The sequence below is a fragment of the Grimontia sedimenti genome (genome assembly GCF_011045095.1).
Classification (GTDB): Bacteria; Pseudomonadota; Gammaproteobacteria; order Enterobacterales; family Vibrionaceae; genus Enterovibrio; species Enterovibrio sedimenti.
Genome location: NZ_JAALDL010000010.1, coordinates 21,434 through 48,329, shown reverse-complemented (window position 1 = coordinate 48,329; position 26,896 = coordinate 21,434). Strand labels below are relative to the sequence as shown.

Annotated in this window: 21 protein-coding genes and 1 tRNA gene; 12 read left to right on the top strand and 10 right to left on the bottom strand. The window is 49.5% G+C overall.

The features are described from left to right. Positions 1–66: 66 nt before the first annotated feature. The gene (sppA, locus tag G5S52_RS13760; RefSeq protein WP_165014752.1) at positions 67–1,923 is read right to left on the bottom strand and encodes a signal peptide peptidase SppA; all 1,857 of its coding nucleotides are present in this window, start codon (positions 1,921–1,923) and stop codon (positions 67–69) included. A gap of 161 nt (positions 1,924–2,084) precedes the next feature. Between sppA and G5S52_RS13755 the strand changes: the two genes are divergently transcribed. From G5S52_RS13755 to G5S52_RS13745, 3 genes are all read left to right on the top strand, one after another. After that, positions 2,085–4,094: an NADPH-dependent 2,4-dienoyl-CoA reductase gene (locus tag G5S52_RS13755; RefSeq protein ID WP_165014749.1), complete on the top strand. Its 2,010-nt coding sequence runs from the start codon at positions 2,085–2,087 to the stop codon at positions 4,092–4,094. Positions 4,095–4,191: 97 nt separating this feature from the next. After that, complete coding sequence (locus G5S52_RS13750) at positions 4,192–4,740, top strand: NAD(P)H nitroreductase (protein ID WP_165014746.1); 549 nt, start codon at positions 4,192–4,194, stop codon at positions 4,738–4,740. A gap of 111 nt (positions 4,741–4,851) precedes the next feature. Next, positions 4,852–6,795, top strand: a complete 1,944-nt coding sequence (locus G5S52_RS13745; RefSeq protein ID WP_165014743.1) for a DNA topoisomerase III — start codon at positions 4,852–4,854, stop codon at positions 6,793–6,795. Here the strand turns inward: G5S52_RS13745 and G5S52_RS13740 are convergent. From G5S52_RS13740 to G5S52_RS13720, 5 genes are all read right to left on the bottom strand, one after another. Next, positions 6,777–8,372: a GGDEF domain-containing protein gene (locus G5S52_RS13740; RefSeq protein WP_165014739.1), complete on the bottom strand. Its 1,596-nt coding sequence runs from the start codon at positions 8,370–8,372 to the stop codon at positions 6,777–6,779. The genes G5S52_RS13745 and G5S52_RS13740 overlap by 19 nt on opposite strands. 218 nt (positions 8,373–8,590) lie before the next feature. After that, positions 8,591–9,349 (bottom strand): sulfite exporter TauE/SafE family protein, encoded by a 759-nt coding sequence (locus tag G5S52_RS13735; RefSeq protein WP_165014736.1) that lies wholly within the window; start codon positions 9,347–9,349, stop codon positions 8,591–8,593. Between the two features lie 95 nt (positions 9,350–9,444). Continuing rightward, a tRNA-Pro gene (locus G5S52_RS13730) sits at positions 9,445–9,521 on the bottom strand. Between the two features lie 117 nt (positions 9,522–9,638). After that, positions 9,639–11,513 (bottom strand): DUF3413 domain-containing protein, encoded by a 1,875-nt coding sequence (locus G5S52_RS13725; protein ID WP_165014733.1) that lies wholly within the window; start codon positions 11,511–11,513, stop codon positions 9,639–9,641. A gap of 53 nt (positions 11,514–11,566) precedes the next feature. Further along, positions 11,567–11,785, bottom strand: coding sequence for a YejL family protein (locus G5S52_RS13720; protein ID WP_002541087.1), 219 nt, complete (start codon positions 11,783–11,785; stop codon positions 11,567–11,569). Positions 11,786–11,861: 76 nt separating this feature from the next. On the opposite strand from G5S52_RS13720, the gene yejK reads away from it, so the two are divergent. The 8 genes from yejK to G5S52_RS13685 all read left to right on the top strand — a co-directional run bounded on the left by yejK (position 11,862) and on the right by G5S52_RS13685 (position 20,608). Beyond that, positions 11,862–12,875 (top strand): nucleoid-associated protein YejK, encoded by a 1,014-nt coding sequence (yejK, locus tag G5S52_RS13715; RefSeq protein WP_165014730.1) that lies wholly within the window; start codon positions 11,862–11,864, stop codon positions 12,873–12,875. Between the two features lie 184 nt (positions 12,876–13,059). Continuing rightward, positions 13,060–14,358, top strand: a complete 1,299-nt coding sequence (locus G5S52_RS13710; protein ID WP_368737474.1) for an Hpt domain-containing protein — start codon at positions 13,060–13,062, stop codon at positions 14,356–14,358. A gap of 42 nt (positions 14,359–14,400) precedes the next feature. After that, positions 14,401–15,681, top strand: a complete 1,281-nt coding sequence (locus G5S52_RS23970; RefSeq protein ID WP_235956247.1) for a cache domain-containing protein — start codon at positions 14,401–14,403, stop codon at positions 15,679–15,681. Then, positions 15,654–16,862, top strand: a complete 1,209-nt coding sequence (locus tag G5S52_RS23965) for an ATP-binding protein (protein ID WP_235956245.1) — start codon at positions 15,654–15,656, stop codon at positions 16,860–16,862. The genes G5S52_RS23970 and G5S52_RS23965 overlap by 28 nt, the downstream gene beginning before the upstream one ends. A 133-nt stretch (positions 16,863–16,995) precedes the next feature. Then, positions 16,996–17,319, top strand: a complete 324-nt coding sequence (locus G5S52_RS13700; protein ID WP_165014727.1) for a nitrous oxide-stimulated promoter family protein — start codon at positions 16,996–16,998, stop codon at positions 17,317–17,319. 289 nt (positions 17,320–17,608) lie between these two features. Then, positions 17,609–18,595 (top strand): TRAP transporter substrate-binding protein, encoded by a 987-nt coding sequence (locus G5S52_RS13695; protein WP_165014723.1) that lies wholly within the window; start codon positions 17,609–17,611, stop codon positions 18,593–18,595. Positions 18,596–18,650: 55 nt separating this feature from the next. Continuing rightward, positions 18,651–19,208: a TRAP transporter small permease gene (locus G5S52_RS13690; protein ID WP_165014720.1), complete on the top strand. Its 558-nt coding sequence runs from the start codon at positions 18,651–18,653 to the stop codon at positions 19,206–19,208. Beyond that, a complete protein-coding gene (locus G5S52_RS13685) occupies positions 19,205–20,608 on the top strand; it encodes a TRAP transporter large permease (protein ID WP_165014717.1) in 1,404 nt (467 codons plus the stop codon). Before G5S52_RS13690 ends, G5S52_RS13685 begins: the two co-directional genes overlap by 4 nt. A gap of 74 nt (positions 20,609–20,682) precedes the next feature. Here G5S52_RS13685 and G5S52_RS13680 read toward each other — a convergent pair whose 3' ends face one another. From G5S52_RS13680 to nhaC, 4 genes are all read right to left on the bottom strand, one after another. Further along, complete coding sequence (locus tag G5S52_RS13680; protein WP_165014714.1) at positions 20,683–21,807, bottom strand: M20 family metallopeptidase; 1,125 nt, start codon at positions 21,805–21,807, stop codon at positions 20,683–20,685. 73 nt (positions 21,808–21,880) lie between these two features. Next, on the bottom strand, positions 21,881–22,342 hold the full coding sequence (locus G5S52_RS13675; protein WP_002541098.1) for a YjiG family protein: 462 nt from the start codon (positions 22,340–22,342) through the stop codon (positions 21,881–21,883). Continuing rightward, complete coding sequence (locus G5S52_RS13670) at positions 22,342–23,067, bottom strand: nucleoside recognition domain-containing protein (RefSeq protein WP_046302829.1); 726 nt, start codon at positions 23,065–23,067, stop codon at positions 22,342–22,344. Before G5S52_RS13670 ends, G5S52_RS13675 begins: the two co-directional genes overlap by 1 nt. A 299-nt stretch (positions 23,068–23,366) precedes the next feature. After that, positions 23,367–24,809 (bottom strand): Na+/H+ antiporter NhaC, encoded by a 1,443-nt coding sequence (nhaC, locus tag G5S52_RS13665; RefSeq protein ID WP_165014712.1) that lies wholly within the window; start codon positions 24,807–24,809, stop codon positions 23,367–23,369. Positions 24,810–25,386: 577 nt separating this feature from the next. On the opposite strand from nhaC, the gene asd reads away from it, so the two are divergent. Next, on the top strand, positions 25,387–26,505 hold the full coding sequence (gene asd / locus G5S52_RS13660; protein WP_039850385.1) for an aspartate-semialdehyde dehydrogenase: 1,119 nt from the start codon (positions 25,387–25,389) through the stop codon (positions 26,503–26,505). Positions 26,506–26,896: the final 391 nt, after the last annotated feature.

The window sequence follows — 26,896 nt, the reverse complement described above, 5'->3', positions numbered from 1 at the left end:
CGCGCATTATACGGAGTGGATGCACGAAAAAAACCCCCGGATTTCGCCAGGGGTTGTTGAGAGGTCTCAGTTTTCGTAATAACTACAATTCGGACAGAGCGCGTATTGTCCGTTTGGATCATTGAAGTTATTCAGGTTGTTTATTTCAGTAACGGCGTGGTTAGCAAACTGTTGAACTGCATCAGGCAGTTTTACGGTTTCGTTCAATCCCAGCGTTACCATCGCTTGGTTCATGAATTCATAGATGAATTGCTGTGCTGGGGTGAGCGGCTCTTCCATCCAGTTCAATGAATAATCGGTTACCTGAGCCAGTTCTGCTGCAACGGTAATGGCATCGTCAAAGTCGCCCATTTGGTCAACCAAGCCACGTTTCATCGCATCGTAACCCGTCCATACACGGCCTTGTGCCACTTGATCGACATCTTGGAGTGATAGGTTACGTTGGCTGGCGACCAGGCCAATAAAGCGCTGGTAACCATTTTCAATCCCAAGCTGCATGATGTTGCTGATTTCTTCTGGCAATGCTCGTGTGACCCCAACACCCGCAAATGGTGTGGTGCCGATACCGTCGTTATAAACACCGTATTTCGCTAGTACATCTTCGAAGGTGGTCAGAATACCGAAGATACCGATAGAGCCTGTGATGGTAGTTGGCTGCGCCAGAATGCGGTCAGCACTTGAGGAAATCCAGTAACCACCGGATGCAGCCACGCTAGACATGGATACGACGACGGGCTTGCCCGCTTGTTTCAGCGCATCCACTTCGTTGCGGATGACTTCAGAGGCAAAGGCGCTGCCTCCTGGGCTGTCTACACGCAAAACCACTGCTTTAATTGCATCGTTCAGGCGTGCATCACGAAGAAGTGCAGCTGTGGTATCACCACCGATAGTGCCTTCAGATTCAAAACCATCCACAATGGCACCGCTTGCGACAACAACGGCGATTTGGTCTGCCTTAGGCAATTCAAAGTTCAGCGGTGCGTAATCATAGAAGCTCACGTAGTTGAAGCTGTCTTCCCCATCGCTGCCAAATACTTCCGCCAGACGGGTACGGATTTGTTGGCGGGTCATCAGTTCATCGACCAAGCCCATGTTGTAGGCTAATTTCGCGAAATCACCGTTTGCTGCCTTGAGGTTAGCAATCAGGGTATCTGCTTCTGGTGAGAGTGCTGAAACCTCGATATTACGGTTGGTGGCAATGTCATCGACAAAAGCGCCCCAAAGCTGATTCAGCCAAACAGAGTTTGCTTCGCGCGCTTCTTCAGACATGCCCGTTCGGGTGTAAGGTTCAACAAATGATTTGTAAGTCCCGACGCGGAAAACGTGCGTGGTGATATCGAGATTTTCCAACAGATCTTTGAAGTAAAGGTTATAGGTGCCGTAGCCGCGCAACAGCACTGCGCCATCCGGTGCCATGAAAATCTCGTCGGCATAGCTGGCGAGGTAATATTGGCTCTGGTTGTAGTGCCCACCAATAGCAACAACAGGTTTGCCAGTGGCTTTGAATTCATTAATTGCTTTAGCGATGTAGCGAAGCTTGGTCAGGCTGGTTTCCGACATGTCGGACAGGCTGAGTACCATGCCGTTGATTTTGTCGTCTTTTGCGCCAGCACGGATTTGTTCGACGATATCGTAAAGCACGTTTTCAAACTGCATTTGCTGACCGAAAAGATTGCGTGTCGCGAAATCATAAGGATCGACGCGGCGTTGCTTTTCAACGATTGGCCCTGAAATATCGACCAGAAGTGCTCGCTCTGGTTGCTCAACCGGTTTAGCCGGTGCGGCATGCTCCATCGTAAACAGAAAATAGATCCCCACCAACATGGCAATGAACAGAATATTCAGGATCAACTGACGGGTAAAACTGAGGGCTTTCCAAAACCACTTCAGTACGGTGCCGATAAATTTAAAAAGCGTTTTCATTTGGTTATCCAGCTTCTTTTATTACTGGTAATCGTAACGAATCCTGTCCGATTAGAATAGAGGTGATTAATGTTGTAAAAATGTAAACAAACGTTTGAAACTTTTGTTTGAGTGGCTTATCTTGGTCTGACCAGAACTAATAACAACCATGGAAGCGCATCATGAATTCGCCTTACCCACACCTACTCGCGCCGTTGGATCTTGGCTTTACGCAGTTGAAAAACCGCGTACTGATGGGGTCTATGCATACTGGACTGGAAGAATCGAATGACGGGTTTAAGAAGCTCGCTGCTTTCTACGCCGAAAGGGCAAAGGGTGGTGTCGGCCTGATCGTGACAGGCGGCTTTTCTCCGAACTTCCGTGGTCGACTTCACCCCTTAAGTGCGCAATTCAGCAGCGGTCGGGCGGCCCGTGCGCACCGTACAATCACAGATGCAGTGCATGAAAATGGCGGTAAAATTGCGCTACAGCTTTTGCACGCAGGCCGTTACGCCATGCACCCTTTTGCGGTGAGCGCTTCTGATATGCGTTCGCCTATTTCCAAGTTCGCACCCTCAGCAATGAGTGAACGCCAAATCCTGAATACCATCAAAGATTTTGGGAAGAGTGCGGAACTTGCGCGTGAAGCGGGATACGATGGCGTCGAAATCATGGGTTCAGAAGGTTATCTGATTAACCAGTTTATCTGTGCGCGCTCCAATACCCGTTATGACCGCTGGGGTGGTAGCTATGAGAACCGTGTTCGTCTGGCGGTGGAAATTGTTAAATCAGTGCGTGAACGTGCGGGTCAAGATTTCATCATCATTTTCCGGTTGTCGATGCTGGATCTGGTGGAGCAGGGCAGCACGCATGATGAAGTGGTCGAGCTTGCGAAAGCACTGGAACAAGCCGGTGTAACCATCATTAATACTGGTATTGGCTGGCATGAAGCCCGTATTCCGACCATCGCCACTCAGGTTCCACGCGCAGCATTCGCGTGGGTTACCGAGCGTCTAAAAGGTGAGGTCAATGTGCCTTTGGTCACCTGTAACCGCATCAATACGCCGGAAATCGCCGAGGATATCCTGTCGTCGGGACAAGCTGATATGGTTTCTATGGCACGTCCATTTCTGGCAGATGCGGAATTTGTGGCGAAGGCCGAGCAAGATCGCTCAGACGACATCAACACCTGTATTGCCTGTAATCAGGCCTGCCTTGACCATGTGTTCAAAGGGAAACGCGCCAGCTGTTTGGTGAACCCGCAGGCGTGTTACGAAACAGAATTGGTCGTCACCCCTGCTTCCAACAAACGCCGTGTTGCGGTTATCGGTGGCGGTATGGCAGGCATGTCTTTCGCGACGACAGCTGCAGAGCGTGGCTTTGATGTGGTGTTGTTTGAGAAGCGCGATACCCTTGGCGGCCAATTCAATCTCGCCATGCAAATTCCCGGTAAGGAAGAATTCAAAGAATCTATCCGTTACTTCACCCGTAAGGTGGAGCAATCCGGCATTGAAGTCCGTCTGAATACGGAAGTTGATGCGGATACCCTGAAAGATTTTGATGAAGTGGTAGTGGCAACGGGTGTTAAACCTCGCATTCCATCCATTTCGGGTATCGACCATCCAAAAGCCATTGATTACCAGACGTTCATCCGTGAGCAACCTGAACTTGGCGGGCGAGTGGCCATTATTGGTGCCGGTGGTATCGGCATTGATGTCGCTACCATGATTACTGAGCCAGAAAATCACACGCTGGATGACTGGCTAAAAGACTGGGGTATCGACAAAACTATCTCGTATGAAGGCGGCTTACACCCTCAGCCTCACTATGTCGCACAGCGTCAGGTATGGTTACTGCAACGTAAAGCAGGTCGTGTAGGCAAAGGACCGGGTAAAACAACGGGCTGGATCCATAAGAAAACACTTGAAAAACGAGGTGTAGAGCTCCTTGGTGGTGTGGCATACGAGAAGATCGATGACGCAGGTTTGCATATCACCCTTGAAGGTCAGCACCACATTCTGCCAGCAGATCATGTGATCGTTTGTGCCGGTCAGGAATCAGTGAATGGTTTGGTATCTACACTCGAAGCGCAAGGCATCAAAGCCCATGTGATTGGCGGTGCTGAGCATGCCGGCGAGTTGGATGCTAAACGCGCGATTCGCCAAGGGGTGAAGTTAGCCATATCACTTTAAGCCAGTAGTTTGAAAAACCACAAAACCCGAGTGGAGTCGCCTCTCGGGTTTTGTGTTATTTTGGAAAAGTGATTTTTAATTCTTTTCGGGACGATATATGGACGCGATAACTCTTCTTACCCAGCGCCGCTCAATTCCTCGTTTACTGGCTCCGGCTCCGACTGGTGAAGCATTGGACAACATGCTGGCAGCCGGCCTCAGGGCACCGGATCATGGCGCGTTGACGCCTTGGGAGTTTGTCGTCGCGACAGGGGAAGGACTGGATAAGCTTTCTGCCATTTTGAAAAGCGCGGCAGAAGCCGGCAACGAAGAAGACGCGGTGGTTGAGAAAGCAACCAAGTCACCTTATCGCGCACCTATGGTCATCACTGTGATTGCTCGCACCAAGCAACATGACAAAGTACCTGTGATTGAGCAGCACATCTCTGCAGGCTGCGCGGCACAAGCAATGCAGATGGCAGCAGTTGCGCAAGGTTTTCAGGGCTTCTGGCGTACCGGGAAATGGGCCTATCATCCTGTTGTTCGTGAAGCGTTTAACGTGTCAGGTGACGACGAGATCGTAGGGTTCCTCTACGTAGGCACACCGGATTGCACACCGGCTGGTGTGCCAAAGCGTGATACTGCAAAGTACGTAACGTACCTGTAAAACCTGACTTCGCTCCATTTGACAATTAACTGGATGTATATCCAGTTAATTGTTGTTAACTTCCCTGAATTTCGATAAATTGTGGCTTCATCGTCCGAGACTTCTAACGATATGACCAGACTCTTTATCGCCGAAAAACCCAGCCTAGGCCGCGCGATTGTCGCAGCACTTCCCAAGCCCCACAAAAATCATGAAGGCTATGTTGTTGCCGGAAATGGCGACACAGTGACATGGTGTATCGGCCATTTGCTCGAACAGGCAGAGCCTGAGGCTTATGACGAAAAATATAAAACCTGGCGACTCGACGATCTTCCTATTCTTCCGCAGCAATGGATTTTAAAACCGCGTAAATCTGCCGCCAAACAATTAGGCGTGGTGAAAAAACTGCTCAAGCAGTTTGATGATATCGTGCATGCAGGTGACCCGGATCGCGAAGGTCAGTTGCTGGTGGATGAAGTGTTCAGCCACGCCAAGCTTTCTGAAGCCAAGAAAAAACGAATCCAGCGTCTGTTGATCAATGACCTGAACACCTCGGCGGTGAAAAAGGCATTGTCAGCCCTGCGCAGCAACATGGACTTTGTGCCGCTTTCAGTGTCAGCACTGGCGCGCTCAAGAGCGGATTGGCTCTACGGCATGAACATGTCCCGGGCTTATACTTTGCTTGGAAAGCAGGCGGGGTATCAGGGGGTGCTCTCCGTCGGTCGCGTGCAAACACCGGTGTTGGGGCTGGTAGTTCGTCGTGACCGCGAAATTGAAGCCTTTATCCCCAAGCCTTTCTTTCAATTGGACGCAGTTATTCCTTACCAAGGTAGCGATATTTTTGCGCGTTGGCAGCCGAGTGAAGCCTGCCAGCCATGGCAGGATGAAGAAGGGCGGGTATTGGCGAGGAATCTGGTCGAAAACGTCGCGCGTCGTATTGAAGGCCAGCCTGCAACGGTGACTAAATCAGAGCGCAAGACCACCAAGCAATCGCCGCCGCTACCTTATAGCCTGTCTGCATTGCAGATTGATGCGGCCAAGCGTTTTAATATGAGCGCCGCCGATGTACTGGCCTGTTGTCAGGCCTTGTACGAGAAGCATAAGGTGATCACCTATCCGCGCTCAGATTGCCGCTATCTCCCTAAAGGCCATTTCAAAGAAGCACAAAGCGTCTCCACCGCGATTGCGAAAACGACTGATGCGTTATCTACTGCGGTCAGCAAGGCCAATCTTTCCCTTAAATCGAAGGCTTGGAATGACAGCAAAGTGGAAGCTCACCACGCGATTATTCCTACGTCGAAAAGCAGTAGCGCATTGAGTGGGCGCGAGCGTGATGTTTATGAGCTCATCGCCCGACAGTATCTGATGCAGTTCTATCCTGCCGCAGAGTACGCCGAAGCCAAACTGGACTTTGAGATTGCGGGAGGACTTTTCATCGCAAAAGGGAAAAAGCTAATGTCTCCGGGGTGGCGAGCACTGCTGTCCCGAGATAAATCAGCGCAAAATGAGGATATCGAAAGCCTAGTACCACCGCTGGATAAAGGCACTGTATTGACCTGTGCGCGCGGCAATATTAAAGATTGCATGACGGAGCCTCCGCGTTATTTCACAGAAGCGACGTTGCTGCAGGCGATGACAGGTATTGCCCGATTTGTAAAAGACCCATCGCTTAAGAAAATCCTGCGAGATACAGACGGGTTGGGAACAGAAGCAACCCGGGCTGGGATTCTAGATTTGCTGTTCAAGCGGAGTCTTCTGTCCCGAGAAGGAAAGCAGATCCGTTCGACTGCTTCTGGAAAAGGCTTGATTGATGCACTGCCTGAGAAAGCAGCCTATCCCGATATGACGGCGCAATGGGAACGCCAACTTCATGACATGGCAGAAAAGAAAGGGGCTTATCAACCTTTTATGACTGCACTAGAGTCTGAGTTAAATGTGTTGATGCAAACCGTCAGACAAGGACCTGTGCCGGATAGCCTTCGCTCGCTGCCAGCACAGCCTAACCGGTTCAAGAAAGGAAGAGGTGGGAAAAGTAGGGCACCTGCTAAGAAGCGCCGTTATAAAACAAAGGCCTGATTTTTCCCTGCATTCTTTGCCTCATAGAGCGCGACATCGGCGTCAATGAACAGCTGTTGCTGATTGTTGGGCTTTTCTGGAATGGTGGTTTTGCCGCCCGCGCTGATGGTGACTATCGGCGCGACGGGTGAATCACCGTGCGGTATCTCTAGTTTGCGCACGGCTTCCAGTGCGCGATTAGCGACAGAGATTGCATTCTCTCGGTTACTGCCCGGTAACAGGAATACGAACTCTTCTCCACCGAATCGTGCCAACAGCGCACCTGCGCGTCTCTCGACCTGACTGAGCGCTTCAGCCACTCTGGTCAAACACTGATCGCCCAAGGCATGGCCGTATTTGTCGTTGTATTGCTTAAAGTGGTCGATATCGACAATCAAAATGGTCAATGGGGTTTGGTAGCGAAGGGCGCGACGCCATTCCTCTTCCAGTCGCTCATCCAGCATCCGGCGATTTGGTACCTGTGTCAGACTGTCTTCTCGAGAGATCTGATTCAAGCGCTTATTGGCTTCTTCTAGCTGCGCTGTGCGCTCTGCCACGCGGTGTTCCAGTGACAGATTGAGGGCTTTCAGATCATCTTGTGCACGACGTTGGATAAGGTGCTGTGACATAGTGACCCCAAGGAGCTTCAGAAGCTCGCTGTGGTAACTTTTCAGTGGCGTTCCAGAGATTAGGTTGTCACAGGCAATCCAACCAATTGGATCGTCACCATCCCATAGCGAAATGGTGGCATTCCAACCCGTCCCAACGACTTTGTTGTCATGATAGAGCTCACAGCCTTCATTGATGGTGATATGGCGCTTCTTATCAAGTGTGGTTTTGGCGTGGTAGTGCTCATGAATCGCCGTGCAATACCATTGCTCATTGGTCACGGTTCCGTTGATATCTGTTCCATAGGTCCCGCGCAACAAACCGGTATGGCTATTGAGAAGGAAAATCGCCATGCGGTCAAAATCGAGAGCATGAATACACTCATAAACCGCAGTATGAAGCATGTTATCCAGAGAATGGGCGTGCCAGAGTCGTAACGAGATTTTATGTAGGATATGGAGTTGTTCTAAAAGTCCCTTTTGTGAGCAGACTTCTTGCACCAGTTTCTTTTCGGTTTTTTTATGATTGGCTTTTTCAAAAGCTAGGAACTGGTGTTGCAGGTGACTGTCGAGTACACCTGAAAGCATCAATGCCAATAGCGTTTTAGCTTTGGCATCAACATGAATTTCTTTTTTGGTTGAAAGCAGCAAACCAGCCGATTGTATGCCACGAATATTGAGTGGGAGTACCCAGTGATACTGCCCCTGATGCTGCAAAGGCGCGTCAGTGTCTAATAGGTTGAAGAGAAGGGATTGATCCTCTTCGTTTAAAGCCATGGCAGGTGAAGAGACTTGATGGTGATCGGCGCGAATATCTGCGATCTGGCTCCAGTTTGCGCTTTCAGTGTCTTTGAGAAGAACTTGGCAGCGGACATCGTCAGCAAGGAGTGATAAAGTCTGGCCTAGGGCTGCACAGAATGCATCCAGATTTTCTTGCGGACAAATCGCTTCGCCTGCTTTCAGGCAGAATGCGTAATCCAAAGCAATCATGCCCATGACTCCCTTATGACTGGCTACTGACGAAAAATGTGATTTTAGTTCTAATCTTTAGATGGCCAGTATGACAGTAATCGCCATTAGCAATGTCTAAATTTCCCTCATCTTCGACAGACTTCACAAGGGAGTTTAAGGGTCTGTGATGCCCGTAATATGTTTGTTCGCTGTATGGTTATTTGTTTGATATGACGGTAAAAATTCATGGTTTGTTGTTAGCTCGAGTACGCAAAAATAACGCCAGCAAGTGTCATCAAAAACAGGAACCACTTTAGGAGTTTAGGGTCTGCTTTAATGGCAAACTTCACGGCCAACCAAGCACCAAACATGGATCCCAACGCCAGCAGCAAGCCGGGTAACCAGAGAATTAAATCCTGCCAGATGAAGATAGCGAGCGACACGGAAGTAAACGCTAACGTACAGACGAGCTTTAAGGCGTTACCGCGCACGAGATCATAACGAAGCGTCCCACACAGCGCAGCTATCAGCACAAACCCGACACCAGCTTGAACAAATCCACCGTAGAAACCTGCAATGGCAAGTCCAACCCAGGCTGTTGGAGTGTCCTTCACTTTACGTGCAAGCTCTCCTTCATCGGGCATAACTGCCTGAGGTTTTACCAGCATGATAAATGCCATTAAGAGCATGGTGCCGAGAAGGAGTGGTTTGATGATTGAAGAGGGCAGCCAGGCCGCTGCTCCAGCACCCACTGCGCCACCAATCAGGGTTGGGATAAGAATAGGCAGCAGGTCATGGCTATCCAGACGCTTATGATGACGAAACCCTGCAACGCCAGAAACACTTTGCATAAAAACGCCGACGCGGTTAGTGGCATTGGCCACTTCCGCTGGCATGCCCAGCACGATTAACGCAGGTATGGTGAGGTTTGAGCCACCGCCAGCCAGTGTATTGATAATGCCTGCAACAAAGCCAAGCAAAACCAGCAAAGCGCCAAACTCGATAGAGACGTCCATTTCGCTATCCAGATAATTTCAATAGGGAAAAGAATACTAACCAAGAACATGGCTACGAAAAAGCCCGCAGCTAAAAAGCTGCGGGCTCATATAGATGGTCGGTCTGAGAGGATTTGAACCTCCGACCCCTGACACCCCATGACAGTGCGCTACCAAGCTGCGCTACAGACCGACACTATGGATTCATGGTACGAACACAGTATTTAGCTGTCAATCGCCTTTCTTTATTAAATCCGCGAATTTCAATCGTTTGGCTAAAAAGAAGCCAGCTTGTCGCTGGCTGCTCTAGCTAGTTTTCTTCGGGATGATAGAAGCGCTTCAACTCGTGCATCACCTGCATCAGTACAGAAAGCTGAGGTTTGCCTTCCGGTTGCAGCTTGTAGTTGCTGTCGTACACGCGATAGTTTCCGAACTTGTCCACCACCGTGGTTTTGTCAGGCTGAACCACGACGATGTCACGACTGTCACCAGCGATGACCCATTTTCTTGGCTTATCGGAAAGCTCGAACAGGTTCATACCACTGGTGTAGTTGGTCGAAGGGCTGTCAACCGCCAGCATGGACTCCATCAATGTTGGAACGATATCCAAATGCGAGCTGTAAACATCAACTTGGCGGGGTGCCTGATTTGGCCAGTGCATGACCAAAGGAACCTGCAGCTGATACTTACTGTAGTTGGTGTTTGCACCCCAGCTGTTGGATCCGGTTTCGTTAAATTCTGTGCCGTGGTTAGACGTAATGATCACCACGGTGTTATCGAGCTGGCCGTTCGCTTCCAGCGTGTCGAGCATTTCACCCAACAAGGTATCCACGTAATAAGCGGCATTGTTATAGCTGTTTTTCAGCACCAGCGAGGTTTGCTCGCCCACGCTTGCCATATCATTGTCGAGTGATGGCTGGAATGGACGCTCATAGTCACCACCTTGTTCGTAATCAGTGACACTCTTGAGTTCCAGATAAGCGAACCAAGGTTGTTTTACATCGCCGCCTTTGATCCACTCGTCGAGATTGTCTGCGGCAATATGGTCAGCCACCCAGGTTTCCGAGGCTTTGACATTTGACGCTTGCTCAAGGTGCTTACCGAAAATGCTCTGATAATAGATCGGGTTGTCGAAGTTATCGGCGCTGAAAAGACCGAAACGGTAGTTGCGCTTATCCAGCGTATCAATCAGCAATGGACTTAAACCTTCCGTTCGCGCGCTTTGTGCATAGCTGCCAGGCAAGCCGTAAAACAGGCCAAAAATTCCTGCCATCGCATCATTACTGGAACTGTAGTGATGGGTATATTTCAGATTGCTGTTAGCAAACTGATTCAGGTTTGGCATCACAACCGGGTCAAGCATGTCTGCTCGCAAGCTTTCCACCATCACCACAAGCAGGTTAGGGCTAAAGCTTTGTGCGTTGGCGGAAAATGAAAGTTTTTCTAAAGGATAACGAATCACTTCGCTTTCCTGATCGCCAATGGCATCTTTGCGGCGTTGGTATTCCTGACGGTCAAGCAGCCCGTATTTCTCCATGAAGGTTTTCGCCGTCATCGGATAGGAAACCGGGAAATTGGAGCGTTGCGCAGTCACCGGGCTGTAAATGAAAGCATCTGCCCAGATGTGGATGAGGTGGCTGCCGATAAAGCAGATCGCGAACACGCTGGCGATAGGTACACCGACGCGCTTACGGGAAAGTTTACGGAGTTTTCGCCAAACCCATTCCGAAATAATGAGTTCCAGCAGGAAGATAGCGGGCACGACCACAAACAGGTATTGCCAGTGGGCGTTCATGTCCGTTTTTTCGCCACTGAGCAATAACTCCCACACCAAAGGATTCAGGTGAAGGTGCATTGTCTCGTAGGCGTAGATGTCCAACAGCAGGACGGTCATGCCTGCAGTGGCAACCAAAACAGCAAATAGCCTCATCAACCGCTGGGAAGGGATAATGAAGCTAGCTGGGAAGATAACCAGTATGTAAAGGGCGAAAACCAGAAAACCGAAGTGACCGATCCATGTCAGCAATTGATAGGTTTGGCCTAGCAAAGTCTCTGGCCAGCCAGACTGAGCGATATAGCGAGTGCCCAGCAACATGGCTGCGATAATGTTGAAAAAGCTGAACCAGTGCCCCCAGCTCACGAGCTGGGAGACTTTATCCCTGTAGGTGTTTCCGCTGTCTACCATATATGGTTAATTCTTCTCTTTATTCTACTGCGCGTCATTTTTGACGCGGCTTATTACTCTGTATCGATAGAAGACAGCAGAGCTTGAGCAAATTTTTCAGCGATCAGTTGACGCTGAGCCGCTGGCAAGTTGTTGTTAATGATGTTGGTAGCAATATTACCAACAACCATCAGCGACAGATCAGTAGATACTTTGTGCTTTTCAAGAACATTGACCACATCGTTCAGGATCTGTTCAACGTTTTTATCTTGATATTTAGAAGTAACAGGCATAGAAACTCTTGTCTTGTGTCAGGAGAAGCCGCGTATAATACCCCACACTCTAGTCCGACGAAAAATGTTTTCAATTATGAGCCTCACGCTTTCAAACGTTATTCTTCATCAAATTAAAAAAGAGAGTGAAGACACGCTGGTTGTTCAACTGAGAGATCAACTGTTAACTCATTCACCTTCCACGGAAAATCTTATCAGCGAAATCCATCGTGTGTATAACGCGAAAGCTGGAAAAGGCTTCGGTCAATTTGCTGAAGAAAGTGAGTTTTGTGGGTGGTTGAAGGCCAGTCGCAAGCAAGAAATGGACTTTTTGGCGTTTTCTTCCCAATCTGCCGAGCGCCTCAAGACCGAATTGTCGAAGTATCCTTTTGCTGATGAAGGTGTCTTGGTCATAGCGGAGTACCGTTCTCTGGCAACTGAATATCTCTTCATTGGATTGTTAGAATCCAAGTCGAGCATGAAAGTCACTGATGACCTGGAAATCAGCAGTACTGATTATCTGGATGTTGCCAAGATGGATATCGCTGCACGTATTGATCTTTCTACTTGGGAGAGCGACGCAGAATCCAATCGCTATCTGACTTATGTTAAAGGTCGCGTAGGGCGCAAAGTCGCAGACTTCTTCCTGGATTTTATGCAGGCAGAAGTGGGCATGGACTCTAAACAGCAAAACCTGGTATTGATGCAGGCTGTCGAGGATTACTGTGCAGATTCGCGCCTCGACAAAGAAGAGAAGCAGCAATATCGTAAGCAGGTTTATGACTACTGTAACGGCCAGCTGCAATCTGGCGATGAAGTGGTGGTAAAAGAGTTGGCGGGTGAACTGCCACAAAACGATCAAGGTGTGGATTTCTACCAGTTTGCCTCTGAACAAGGCTATGAACTGGAAGAGAGTTTTCCAGCAGACCGTGCGTCGATGCGCAAACTGACCAAGTTTGTGGGCGGCGGCGGCGGCTTGTCGATCAACTTTGACAGCATGCTTTTAGGCGAGCGTGTTTTCTACGATCAAGAAACCGACACGCTGACGATTAAAGGAACGCCACCGAATCTGCGTGACCAGTTAACCCGCCGACTGAATGTCGACGAGTAAGCCAGATGAGCGTCATGGTGCAATGGAATTTGCGCCATGGCGTTTTTGGCACTGCAAGTTTGCAAGTCTTTGTTTGCAAACCAAGACAAATTGCCTAACTTATAAGAAACTGCAGTAAATACTTAAAATGACATGACTTTCGTTCCTGCTGTTGGGAAACGCATTGCAAGACAAAGGATTGATTGTGACATCACTGCCCGAAAGGCTTCTGCAAACTAAATCGTCTCTATTCTCAGGCAACCTTTTCGCTGGTCATAAATGGCTGTCGATGCTACTTTGGATTGGTTTCGGAGTGTCTTTGGCCTATGCCTTGCTCTCTTATTCAGACATGAACCACACCCGGGACCACGCAGGACATGTGGTTAAGCTTAATAATGCGGCCCAGCAACTGAGACAAACCGTTTCTGCCTCAATGATCAACCAAAGCGATGAGTTGGTTCAGTTGGAAAAAGAGGTTCAGCACTTTCGTTATCTGTTGCTTCGCACTAAATCCCACACCATTGAAGACAGCTGGGAAGATATTCAAAACACCTTGCTTGAAGCTGATGCGTTTGTTGAAGATGTCGATAACCTGCTCGCCTCGATTTACTCGATTTCTTCTGTCACCAAACAACTCAAACAACTTCACGACGATGCAAGAACGCCAGAGTTAAAGCGCCTGCTCCAAAGGATCAGCAGCTACTTATTGTTTGAACTCCACGGCCTGAATGATTCACCGGAGCGCAATCGAATCGCCCGTTTCAATGGATACATCAGACAGTTGGAGTCAGAGTTTTCGAAAATGCCAGAGGGGATGACGCGTAGCGAACTGTTCACGCTGTACACGGGTCTTGAACGACTGAACCGTCAGCTTGAGAGTGTGGATGCGGTGATCAATCACAAGTTTGTGCGCTCCATTACCCAGCTGCAAAGTTACTGGACGACCCGCACGCTCTTGCTTCTGGACAAAACGATGACGGCGATGTTCGTCGGGTTTGGTTTTCTCGTCGGACTCATTTTGCTCAGTGCGCGAAAAGAAGAGAGCAGCATCGCGAATGGAGCGGAGAATCCATCTAAATCTAAAAAAATGAAGGCCGAGAAGAAGCCATCTGACGGCGCTGGCGTATTCACCTTTGTTGAGCCGGATGAGCCACTTTTCGAACCTGCAGTGTTGAAAGAACAACTGGATGAAGACGAAGACGCCATTGAAGCCGTACTCACCATGTTTGTTGCCGAGCACCAAAACGACGGAAAAACCTTACGCAAGCACTTTGAAGCCAAAGAACTGGCCCGAGCCCGCACTCTTGTTCATAACGTGAAAGGGGTGTCAGGCAATATTGGTGCTTTAGCGCTGCAGGCATTCTGTACTCATGCTGATTCCCGTCTGCGCAAGGGCGAGTGGATTGATGAGAACGAAGTGAAGCATTTTGAAAAGCTCCTGAGTGTCACCATTCAATCGGTTCTTAAAGAGATGGAAAACGCTCACCGAACCACGGCATCTTGAGGAAGCAGCGTGTTTACAAAGGACGTACCCTGGTACAAAACTATGAGCTTCAAAGCCCTGGGCATTTTGGGCATGATGCTGACCGTCGTGGTCATTACCATCGTATATGTGCTCGATACCACAGGTAACAGCATGGTGCGCGACAGTGCTAACCAGCGTGTAGAGGCGCAGGTTGAAACCGTCGCGCAAAGTCTGGGGCAACTTTCAAACAGCGTCGGCACTGTCGCCCTCTCTCTGGCAAATACGCTCTCGCTGCAAGATTCAGATACTGTCATTGAGCAGAAGCTCGCCAATATGTTCAGAAACCCTCATATCCGCGATATGGTCGCCAGTGGCGGCTTTTGGCCTGAACCTTATCTCTATGATCCGGATAAGGTGAAATCGTCAGTGTTTATCGTGATCGAAGATGACGGTTCTTTCCGCCGAATCAACGACTACAACGAAGTGGACGCGACGCCGTACCAACTCTCGGAATGGTACGCGCCGGCAAGATACGCCAAAGAGAAGGCGTATTGGTCGAGAGCGTATATCGATCCCTACACCAATGAGCCCATGGTGACCTGTACGGTACCGATTTTTAGCGAAAATTTGTTCGTTGGTGTCGTGACGATTGATGTCAGATTGGAGCGGCTTCAAGCGTTTCTGACCCGAAGTGGTGAGAAGCTCGGGGGGTATATGCTCATGTTTGACCGTGGCGGTGCCATGATGTCATTCCCGGATGCAAAATATTCGCATGACCCGTCGTTGACACCTTTGCCTAGTGTGAAAGAGATTGCCAGCCATGAACCCGATTTTGCGGAACTGGCTTTGGTGATTAGTCAGGCAACACAAGGTGAGCGTTTACTTCGCCAAAGTAATCCCAATGTTATGGATTTGGCCAAAGCGATTGTTGCCTCATCACCGGAAGTTGATTTGGGCTACGCAGTCTCTGTCGCTTCAGATTTGATGCCAGATCTTTCTCTGTTCAGCAGCACTGAGCGCTTGTTCATCCACCGTCTTGAGACAGACCCAATTCTAGATGAAACAACGTTAGTATTTGGCCGAACCTTGCCTGAAACCAACTGGACCTTGGTTGGGGCATTACCGGAACGGTTGCTGCTGGTGGAAGCCACTCAACTGAAAAACGATCTTTTCTTCGCGATGGCGTTGGTGTCTATTCTGTTGGTGTGTATTACCTATGTCACGATTCACCTACAGATTGTTCGCCCGATGGCGAGAGTCAGGAATGCGCTGGTTCAGCAAAAAGGTGATACACCATTTGCTCCGATTGATTATCCAGAAAAAGATGAGCTCGTATGTTGGTCTCAGAGTTTAACCAGCTGAGCTCAAATCTTGTGGAAACCCGTGAGCGAGCAATTGAAGCCGCCCGGACGAAACAGCTTTTCCTTGCCAATATCAGCCATGAAATCCGTACGCCAATGAACGGGATATTGGGTGCTGCCTCTTTGATGCAGGATGAGCCTATGTCTGGCAAGCAGGCGGAATACTTGTCAGTGATCGCTCATTCTTCCCGTGGCTTGATGTCTTTGATCAACAATATTCTCGATTTCAGCAAGATGGAATCCAATCACCTGAAACTGGAAGAAGCACCGTTCGACCTCGAAAAGCTCGGGCGATATGTCCGTGACCTCATGCTGCCAACCATTAAAAATAAACCGCAGTTAGCGTTTGAATTCAGCTATCAGGAAGCTTGCCCAAGACGGTTTGTGGGTGATGCCCACCGCATTGAGCAGGTGATGTTGAACCTAGTTTCCAATGCGTTGAAGTTTACCGAAAACGGTCTCGTCCGCCTCAGTGTATCGATGAAGACAGAGAATGGTGGCTACACAGGCGTATGCATCAGGGTTAAAGACACCGGTGTCGGTATTCCAGCTGAAAAACACAGAGTCATCTTTGATGAATTTCAACAGGCCGATACCTCGACGACCAGAAAGTTTGGTGGCTCGGGGCTGGGACTGGCTATCACCAAACAGTTGATAGATTTGATGGGCGGCTCTATTTCTGTTTTAAGCGAGCCAGGACATGGCGCAGAGTTTGAAGTCTTCCTTCCCCTTCAAATTGAAAAAGATGGCAGCGATGTGAAGGGAAGGGAGCTTCTCAGACAAAACAATGGTGCATTCAGAGGCAAGCATTGCTTATTGGTGGAAGACAATGCCATCAACCTGATGATTGCGGAGAAGATGCTGGCGAAGTTTGGTTTCACGGTGGATAAGGCAACAGACGGCATTTCCGCGGTCGATAAAGCCACGATTCAGGGCTATGACATCATCTTTATGGATATTCAGATGCCAATGATGGATGGGCTTGAAGCCACACGCCAAATTCGGGGGTCCAACAACTTCAACCAGCAGACCCCAATTGTTGCGATGACAGCGAATGTGTTGAAAGACGATATCTGGCGTTGCATCAGCAATGGCATGCAAGGCCACATTGGTAAACCATTGCGAGAAAACGACATTTACACCGCATGTGTGAAGGCGTTATCTGCAGAAATCGAAGCGTGAGTGTGTTATCCAAACGTGCTGAAACCGGATATCAGCGATTTGTTTAAGTGAAAATGTAACAGCGGTTGGTTCTTCATCAAAGCTTGATCTTGGTCAAGGGATTTTAGATCTGGCTGAGGAAAATAGCGCGGCTATGAAAACTCAACCCACACAGTCTGCGCCAACACGACAGCCGCTATGGCTTGTTCGCGCCATGACAACGCTATATTGCAAACACATTCATCGCGGCAGCCAACTCTGCACGCAATGTTCAGACTTAATTGCGTTCGAAACACAACGTGCACAGCGGTGTTGTCGTGACAGTGGTACCTTGTCATGCCGCGAGTGCCACCGACAGTGTTATCCGGATGCCAAGCGTTTGGAGATCAACCATATTGTCCGCTGGGCAGAGCCTAAAATGCGCTGGCGCAAGCCTATCTTGATTGCGCGCTATTATGTCCAATCTCTATTAAATTGAATCGTGTAGCTACTTCTCTCTACATCAATACAAACGTTTCTCCCGCTTCTCCCCGCACTTGAGTGTGGGGATTCACATTTCTTCCGGGTTACTTCATCATCACACTTTTTTGAACCATGGGTGGATTCATACCCATTTGCTTCTCTATAACTCTCACTTTTGTTGGATAGTTGTTAAATAATTGTTTTCCATCCGCGGCTTTTCTTTTTCCTCAACTAGACCTTAAAAGGCAAATGTTCCCAATGATGTGTTTGGGACATAACGACACAAGGAATGAAGAGGAAAAGCGATGAAAAAGCTAACAACGATGTTTTCAATGTTGGCGCTTTGCGCAGGCATGAGTGCGGGTGTACAAGCGGCACCGGATACCATCAAGTTTTCACATGTGGTGGCTGAGAATACGCCTAAAGGTCAAATGGCGCTGAAATTCCGCGACTTGGTGGCAGAGCGTATCGGCGACAAATATGTGGTTGAGGTTTACCCAAACTCCCAGCTTTTCGGCGACGGTAAAGAAATGGAAGCGCTTTTGCTTGGAGATGTTCAGTTTATTGCCCCTTCTCTCTCCAAGTTCTCAAAATACACCAAAAAACTGCAGGTTTACGATCTGCCTTTCCTGTTTAAGGATATGGAAGCGGTTGACCGTTTCCAACAAAGCCCAGCGGGTCAAGCGCTGCTTTCTTCTGTTAACAGCAAGGGTCTGATTGGTCTTGGCTATCTGCACAACGGTTTGAAGCAACTGTCAGCTAACGATCCTCTGCGCGTGCCTGCGGATGCAGACGGTAAGAAATTCCGCATCATGAGCTCAGATGTTTTGGCTGCACAGTTTGAAGCGGTAGAAGCCGTGCCACTGAAGAAACCATTCTCTGAAGTCTTTACTCTGCTTCAAACCCGTGCGATTGATGGTCAGGAAAACACTTGGTCAAACATCTACTCCAAGAAATTCTTCGAAGTGCAGCCATACATCACTGAATCAAATCACGGCGTGCTGGACTACATGGTGACGACCTCCATGGAGTTTTGGAATGATTTGCCAGATGGCGACCGAGCGGTACTGAAAAAAGCACTGGACGAAGCGGTTGCACACGGTAATGCCATTGCCAACGATAAAGCGATGAAAGACCGCCAGAATATTCTGGATTCAGGCCGTAGCGAAATCATTACCCTGACAGATGCTGAACGTCAGCAGTGGGTTGAAGTCATGAAGCCTGTATGGACCGAATTCCAGGATGAAATTGGTCCAGAGGTGATTGAAGCCGCTGTTGCTTCAAACCAGTAAATTGCAGTAGCCCGGTCGTTTAAGCGCTCCGGGCTTTTTTATTCGGGAGTTCCAAATGGTTAAGTTGTTACACCGTTTCGAAGAAGGAGCGATTGGCCTGCTTCTGGTGACAATGACACTGCTTGTGTTTTTTGAAGTGATTCTTCGCTTCTTTTTCAACGAGGGTTTGCTCTGGGCTCAAGAGCTGACGCTTTATCTGTCTGCTTGGCTGGTTCTGATGGGCGCATCCTGGGGATTGCGTGAAGGCGCACATATTGGTGTGGATGCTGCCATCAAACACCTTTCACCTAACAAGCAAAAAATGGTCACGCTGGTGGCACTGGCGTTTTGCTTGGTTTACTGCGGACTGTTTATTTATGGGTCGTGGGTTTATCTCAGCAAAATGAAAATGATTGGCATTGAAATGGAAGACTTGCCGATTGAGAAATGGAAAGCCATGTCTTGCTTGATGTTGGGCTTTGGTCTGCTGACGTTACGTGTCCTGACCATTGGCTATGAAGTGATGACAGGTACTCGTGCGGGATTTGGTTTGGTCGACGAAGCCAAAGAAAGCATGCACCTCGCTGAAGAGGTGACGAGGGATATGGAAAGCCGGGAGGAGCAAAACAAATGACCATCGCAGTATTATTTGGGTTGCTATTCCTTTGCATGTTCATGGGCATGCCTATCGCGATTGCGCTGGGCTTGTCGAGCGTTGCAACCATTCTGATGTTTTCCAATGACTCGCTGGCTTCAATTGCGCTCAAGCTGTTTGAAGCTACCAGTGAACACTACACCCTGTTGGCCATCCCATTTTTCATCCTTTCTTCTGCGTTCCTGTCGACAGGTGGTGTCGCACGCAGACTGATTAACTTTGCGATTGATTCTGTCGGTCATATCCGTGGTGGCTTGGCAATGGCATCAGTCATGGCTTGTATGCTGTTTGCGGCGGTATCCGGCAGTTCTCCTGCTACGGTAGCTGCGATTGGTTCGATCGTTATCGTGGGTATGGTGAAAGCGGGCTATCCAAAAGCGTTCGCGGCAGGTGTTATTGCCAACGCGGGTACGCTAGGTATTTTGATCCCGCCTTCAATCGTGATGCTGGTTTATGCGGCGGCGACTGAGGTGTCGGCGTCTCGCATGTTTATGGCAGGTTTTATTCCTGGCCTGATGATGGGCGGCATTTTGATGATTGCGATTTATATCGTCGCGCGCATCAAAGGGTTGCCAGCACAACCATTCCCCGGCGTGTTTGCACTCTCACGCTCTTTCCTGCATGCACTGGGCGGACTGATGCTGATCATCATCGTGCTGGGGTCAATATACGGCGGTGTCGCGAGTCCGACCGAAGCGGCATCTGTGGCTGCGGTATACGCCTGGTTGGTGAGTGTTTGGGGCTATCGTGACATTGGTCCACTGAAAAACACGCCTTGGCGTAAGGAAGGTGAAAGCTCCGTTTCCATGTTGGTGCGTAACTTTGTTGCATTGCCTTTGGTGATGGTGAAATCATTCACCGACAAGGAAGTGAACCATGTGGTGCGCGATGCGGCGAAAGTCAGCATTATGCTGCTGTTTATCATTGCCAATGCCATGTTGTTTGCCCATGTGCTGACGACGGAGCGCATTCCGCACACGATTGCAGAAACTATCGTGGCGTGGGGGTTACCAGCTTGGGGGTTCCTGATTGTGGTAAATATCCTGCTGCTGATTGCGGGTAACTTCATGGAGCCTTCAGCCATCTTGCTGATCATGGCACCTATCCTGTTCCCAATTGCCACTCAGTTAGGCATTGATCCTATCCATCTTGGCATCATTATGGTGGTGAATATGGAGATCGGAATGCTGACGCCACCTGTTGGACTGAACCTGTTCGTGACAGCGGGTATCACTGGAGAAAGCATGGGCTGGGCAATCAAGGCTGCTCTACCTTGGTTAGGTCTGTTGCTGTTCTTCCTGATATTGATCACCTACATTCCACAAATATCGCTGTTCCTGCCGGATTATCTCGATTCGCTCAGGGGCTATAAATCCTGACAATCGATACCATATGAAAAGGGGCGTTAACGCCCCTTTCTTCTTTCCAGAATTTGTTGATTCTAAAACGCGTATCAGCCAGCCAGTTTGGTGATCACACACTTAAGCAGTTCGATACGTGGTGCGATAGACTCCAGTACCAGATATTCTTCGTCGCTGTGGAAACCCGCGCCAATTGGGCCCAGACCATCCAGTGTAGGAACACCGAGCACTGCGGTCAGGTTGGCATCTGAACCGCCGCCGACCGCTTGCCAGGTAATGTCCATGCCCAGTTCACGGCCGGTTTCCTCAACCATTGCCATTAGGCTTTCCGTTTTTTCGCTTGGCACCATAGAAGGCTTGTAAGCTTGGCGATCAAGTTCAACCGACACGCCTTCAATAAAAGGTGTTTCAGTCAGAGTTCGGATTTTCTGGTCGACATCGGCGTACTCATCGTTATCCCAGAAACGGACGTCGACAATCGCTTCTGCGTGTTCTGGAACTATGTTTGCCCCAGCGCCACCGTTGACCACACCTACGTTCAGTGTGGTACCAGATTCAAAATTGGTCATCGCATTGATAGCCAGAATCCAGTGCGCCATTTCTGAAATCGCGCTACGGCCGTTTTGCGGTTCGTTACCCGCGTGTGCCGCTTTGCCTTTGAAGGTCATTTTGTAGCGCGCCATGCCTTTGCGTGCTTTTACCAACGAGCCATCAGCGCGGGCAGCTTCTGCAACCAGCACGGTGCGCGCATCTTTCGCGACCGACTTGAGCCAGGTTTCAGAGTGCAGTGAACCGATTTCTTCATCAGGGTTCATGCACACGCAAATCGACATCTTGTCGAGAACGGCTTTATCGAGCGAGCGCAGGGCATAAACCACATTGAGCAAACCGGATTTCATGTCAGACACGCCAGGGCCGTAAGCGCGTTGTTCATCAACACTCATTGGGCGGGCAGCGGCGGTGCCAACTGGAAATACCGTGTCCATGTGGCCAATCAGCATCAGATCAATCATATCGTTTTCTGGCTTGTTACGGATTTCCAGGCCAGAGCCTGCTTTTCCGCAATCAACACGTTTGATGTGCCAGCCACCCATTTCTTCGTATTTTGTGGCCATCATGTCAGCCACTTTTTCGATGCCTTCGACCGTTAAAGTACCGCAATCCAGATTGATCAGTGGGCGCAGCTCTTCCAGATACGCATTCAAATCGAAACTCATAAAATCTCCCGCTTTCCTGGGGGCAAAAGACCCAAATGAAAAAGGCACTGCGAATGCAGTGCCTGAAAAGTCGTTAAACCAGAATGTTCATCACGAACATTGCGCCGAATGCGTTGATCACAGAGATGAAAATCATCACTGGAATGTAGCGACCTTCGGTACCGATTGGGCCAAGGATACGGCCGAGGTACTGAACCTGTGAACCCATCAGGTAGATCGCCGGTGCCAGAATCGCGATGTGTTCGCCGTTCAAGATACCTTGATCAAAGAGGGTGATAACCACACCCACAGCGCCGCCCATCGACATCCATGCACCAATCAGCACCGCGGCGGCCTCACCCGGCAGACCGAAAATTGCCATGATGGGTGAAAACAGGGTACCCATGGCATCCAGCGCACCGGTAATTTGCAACGCTTTGATGATCACGAAAGCCATCAGAACGTTTGGCACGGTGGACATGGTCGCGATGGTCCAGCCTTTCTTTGCGCCTTCAACGAAAATGTCAGTTACCATCGGCTTCTTTGCAACGCTCATTATGCTTTCTCCTCGGTCATCGCTTGTTCTGCTTTATCTTCTTTGCCTTCAGTGATGTTCAGGTAAACGCGGAACAGGTTTGCGCCAACGATTTTGAAGATGAACATCACGCCGACAGCCAGACCAATTGAAGAGGTGACGGCCATAGAGCCATCAGCCAGCGTTAAGGTGAAGAGAACGGCGCCGGACGAGAAAAAGTTAACGATGGTGGCACCCGCCGAGAACTGGAACATGGTGAAGATATCGGTTTCGCGTTTGGTGAGCTGGCCTTCATCTTTGAGCTGACGGGTCATGGCTGCACCCGCGTCAGTACTTTGCAGGGAAGCAATCAGTGCCAGACCAGTATTGCCTGGAATATTCATGAGTGGGCGGAGAAGTGGGGTTAAGAGCTTGCGTGCTGCATCCAGTGCACCGTAGTGCTCAAGCACGTTAATCATGCCCAGTGCGAACATCACGGTTGGGATCAGCGTCAACGCGAACAGGAAACCATCACGTGCACCGCTACCGCCTTTACCACGTAGCGATGTGGTCGCTGCTTCCACGCCTTCAGCAGTTTCACTCACATCATAAACCACACTACCGAATGAGCCATTCAGCGTGGTGAAATCAAAGATGCCATACCATTGGTTGGACTGAAGCAGACCCGAAAAGAATACGACGGCAAAGGCGAGGGCAATGTAGCTGCCGACGGTGACTTTGCGCGCCTGTTGCGCAGGAGTGGACATGATGTTTCCCCAAAAAATTTGAAATAAAAGAACAAATTGATTTTGCTTATGCTGCGGTGGGGAAAGTTGACGGGAATCAATCCGTGCTACAGAAACTGAAGGATGCTGGTGGTTTTGCAGTGATATGAGATCTAGGTCTTATTTTGGTGTTGCTGGCCTGTTCCAAGGGCGTTATCGATAGATTTCTGTTTTGGAAAAACATTCATCATCAATATGAAATGTGGTGGAAAAAATGTTTTACATGAGTGATGAAACGTAAAAGAGGCGCCTCGGAAGGCGCCTCTTTAAATCACATTGAATCAGGCTTTCTGCGCAACAGCGTCAAGACTGTCTTCGCTTGCTGGTTCTGATGCTTCAGCGGTTGGAGGGCAGCGGTCAACGAACCACCCCATATAAGAAGTCAGAATAGTGACGATAATGCACACGAAGCTCAGCCACATGAACGGCGCGTAGGAAAGCGTCGCTACACCCAGAATGCTAGCCATGTAGATACCGTTGTCGCTCCAAGGCACCATGCCCGAGGTCAGCGTGCCGCCGAACTCGGCGTTACGTGACAGATTCTTGCGTTGGTAACCGAGGCGATCGTAGTTCTTGGCGCAAATTTTAGGGGTCAGGATGAGTGAGACATACATGGCAGAGCCAAACACGTTACCGAGGAAGGCAGTACCGATAGTGGACGTTGCTAAGCTGCCCGCAGATTCAACCTTACGCTCGAACAGTTTGGCGATGGTTTCCAACACGCCCACTTTATCCAGAAGACCACCGAAACCTAAACCAAACACAATCACCGCTACAGAACCCAGCATGGATTCCATACCACCGCGGTTCAAAATCGCATCAATGAAAGAGACGCCAGACTCAATCGAGAAAGGTGCCCAGGCGGTATTCATCGCTGTCAGTGGGTTCATGTTCTGAACCACGATGGCCCAGACAATACCAAGTACAGAGCCCAGAGAAATCACGGGGAATGAGGGTAAACGCATCGCCAGCAATACCAGTACGATCGCTACAGGCACAAAACTCAACGGGGTGATCACGAACTGCTGTTCCATCGCTAGAATCACATCGTTCACCTGAGCCATATCGACATTACCCGCATAGTGCAGACCCAGCGCAGTAAAGAGAATGCCAGTAATGATGTAGCTGATAAGCGCGATAGGCAGCATGCCTTTGATGTGCTCGACGATTTCAACGCCTGACATGGAAGACGCGAGGATCACGGAATCAGAAAGTGGTGACAGCTTGTCACCAAAGTAACAGCCTGAAAGCACAGCGCCTGCTGTCACTGGTGCGGGAACGCCCAAGCCCTGTCCAATCCCCATCATCGCAATGCCTGCGGTACCTGCAGCGCCCCAGGATGTGCCCGTTGCCAATGCAGTCAGCGAACAGATAATCATGGTCGCGGCGAGGAAAATAGAAGGGTGAATCGCCTTTAAACCGTAGTAAATGATAGTTGGAACGATACCGCCAGCTATCCAGGTGCCGACCAGAGCGCCAACTGCCAACAAGATCAAAACAGCACCGAGACCATTAGCGATGCCTTGGGTGGCAGCTTGTTCTAACTCTTTGTAGCTGTGTCCCAGCTTAATGCCGAGTCCGATGATCACGAACCAGCCAATGTAGAGAGCAAGCTGGATAGGCAGGTCTAGTTGGGCGGTAAAAGAAAACGCCATTAACAGGAACAGACCTAACGCTGCGAATACTTGGAATACAGAAGGAAGTCGCACCGGGTGTCTTTGCATAGTTCAAACCTTTTTTGAGTTTGGCCCTGTGGCTCCTGCCTGAGATACCTATTGCCTGTCGGCAGAGGGTAGTGAAGTGAACACTGTCTATGGGCTTGAAAGCTACCTTCCTGGCGGCGGCGGGTACTTTATCGAAAGAGGGTGAGTACGGGGAACAAGTATTTTAGTTTCTGTGACCTTTGCGCGCGGGATGTTATCGCACGTGATGGGACGTTATTTAGGTGTGATTTTTCTGTTGGCGGGATTGGCGTGCTACTGTTTGCTTCTCGTTTTACTGATGTTTGTATATTTGTTACATTGATCACCTTGGCATGACGCGATAGCGTTAATATTCCGTCACGGCGAGATGCCCTCACTGAAGACACATTGTTCTGATCCCTCCGATGCTTGAAAACGCCTTAAGGATCTCTCTGTACGCTTGCAGTGCGTCGCATTATCGTGGCCCGTTGTGCCCTTTGTCCGTTACGATTTATTTTTAGTTCTTGGCCGATACAAATATGCGCAGTTTTTGCTTGTTATTTGTGTTGTGACTTTTCAATATAGGCTGAGAATTTTATTACAAGGAGTGTGAGTGCGAATGAAAAGAGTAGGTTTAGTCGGCTGGCGCGGTATGGTTGGATCCGTACTGATGCAACGCATGGTAGAAGAAGGCGATTTCGACGTTATCGAGCCAGTATTCTACAGTACCTCTCAAGTAGGCATCCCTGCGCCAAATTACGGCAAAGATGCGGGAATGCTGCAAGATGCATTCGATATCGAAAGCCTGAAAACGCTGGATATCGTCATTACCTGTCAGGGTGGCAGCTACACCGAAGCGGTATATCCAAAACTGCTGGCGGCGGGCTGGAAAGGTTTCTGGATTGATGCAGCCTCTACGCTGCGTATGAAAGATGATGCGATCATCACACTGGATCCAGTGAACTTCAAACAAATTCAAGAAGGCATTCACAAAGGCACCAAAGCCTATGTGGGTGGTAACTGTACTGTCAGCCTGATGCTGATGGCAGTAGGTGGTCTGTACCAAGAAGGCTTGGTTGAGTGGATGACTGCGCAAACGTATCAAGCGGCATCGGGTGCAGGCGCGAAAAACATGCGTGAGCTTATCTCCCAGATGGGCACCATCAACGACGCTGTCAGCATGGATCTGGCAAACCCTGCGACATCTATTCTGGATATCGACCGCAAGGTTGCTGAAACCATGCGTTCTGGTGATTTCCCAACGTCTGAGTTCGGCGCTCCGCTGGCAGGTTCACTGATCCCTTGGATTGACGTGAAACGTGAAAACGGTCAGAGCAAAGAAGAGTGGAAAGGGACGGTTGAGACCAACAAGATCCTTGGTATTCAAGACAGCCCAGTACCTATCGACGGTACTTGTGTGCGTATCGGTGCGATGCGCTGCCACAGCCAGGCGCTGACACTGAAGCTGAAGAAAGATGTACCAATGGATGAAATTGAAAGCATCATCGCATCACACAACGATTGGGTGAAAGTGATCCCTAACGAGCGTGACATCACGGTGCAAGAGCTTTCTCCAACCAAAGTGACCGGTACACTGTCTGTTCCTGTTGGTCGTCTGCGTAAGATGGCGATGGGCAACGACTTCCTCAATGCATTCACCGTGGGTGACCAATTGCTTTGGGGGGCAGCTGAGCCGCTGCGTCGTACACTGCGCATCATCCTTTCTGAAGTGGCGTAAACGCGACTTTCAGATTGAACAAAAGCCGCTAACTACAGCGGCTTTTTTGTGCCCCTAAGGTCTGTTGACCTTTGGTGGTTAAATTTTGTTCTCGCTATAAGCGTTTTAGGCGCGGCGAGGTGTGTGCCGCCTAGTCATTCTAAGCAAATACACCTCAACAAAGCATAAAACGTTTAGAGTACGGGACGCGCAGTCGAACCCTTCGGACAGCGTTTGTGGGAAATTTCTGCTGCGTTATCAGCTTCTCATGTAGGCTAGCTACACATCGAAGCCTCTGCCTTGCATAAAATCCCCACAAACTGCTGCAAAAATCATCACCTAAGGTCAACAGACCCTAGTAAACACGCAAAAAATACCCCGCCGAGGCGAGGTATCTATCAATGCGTTAGCG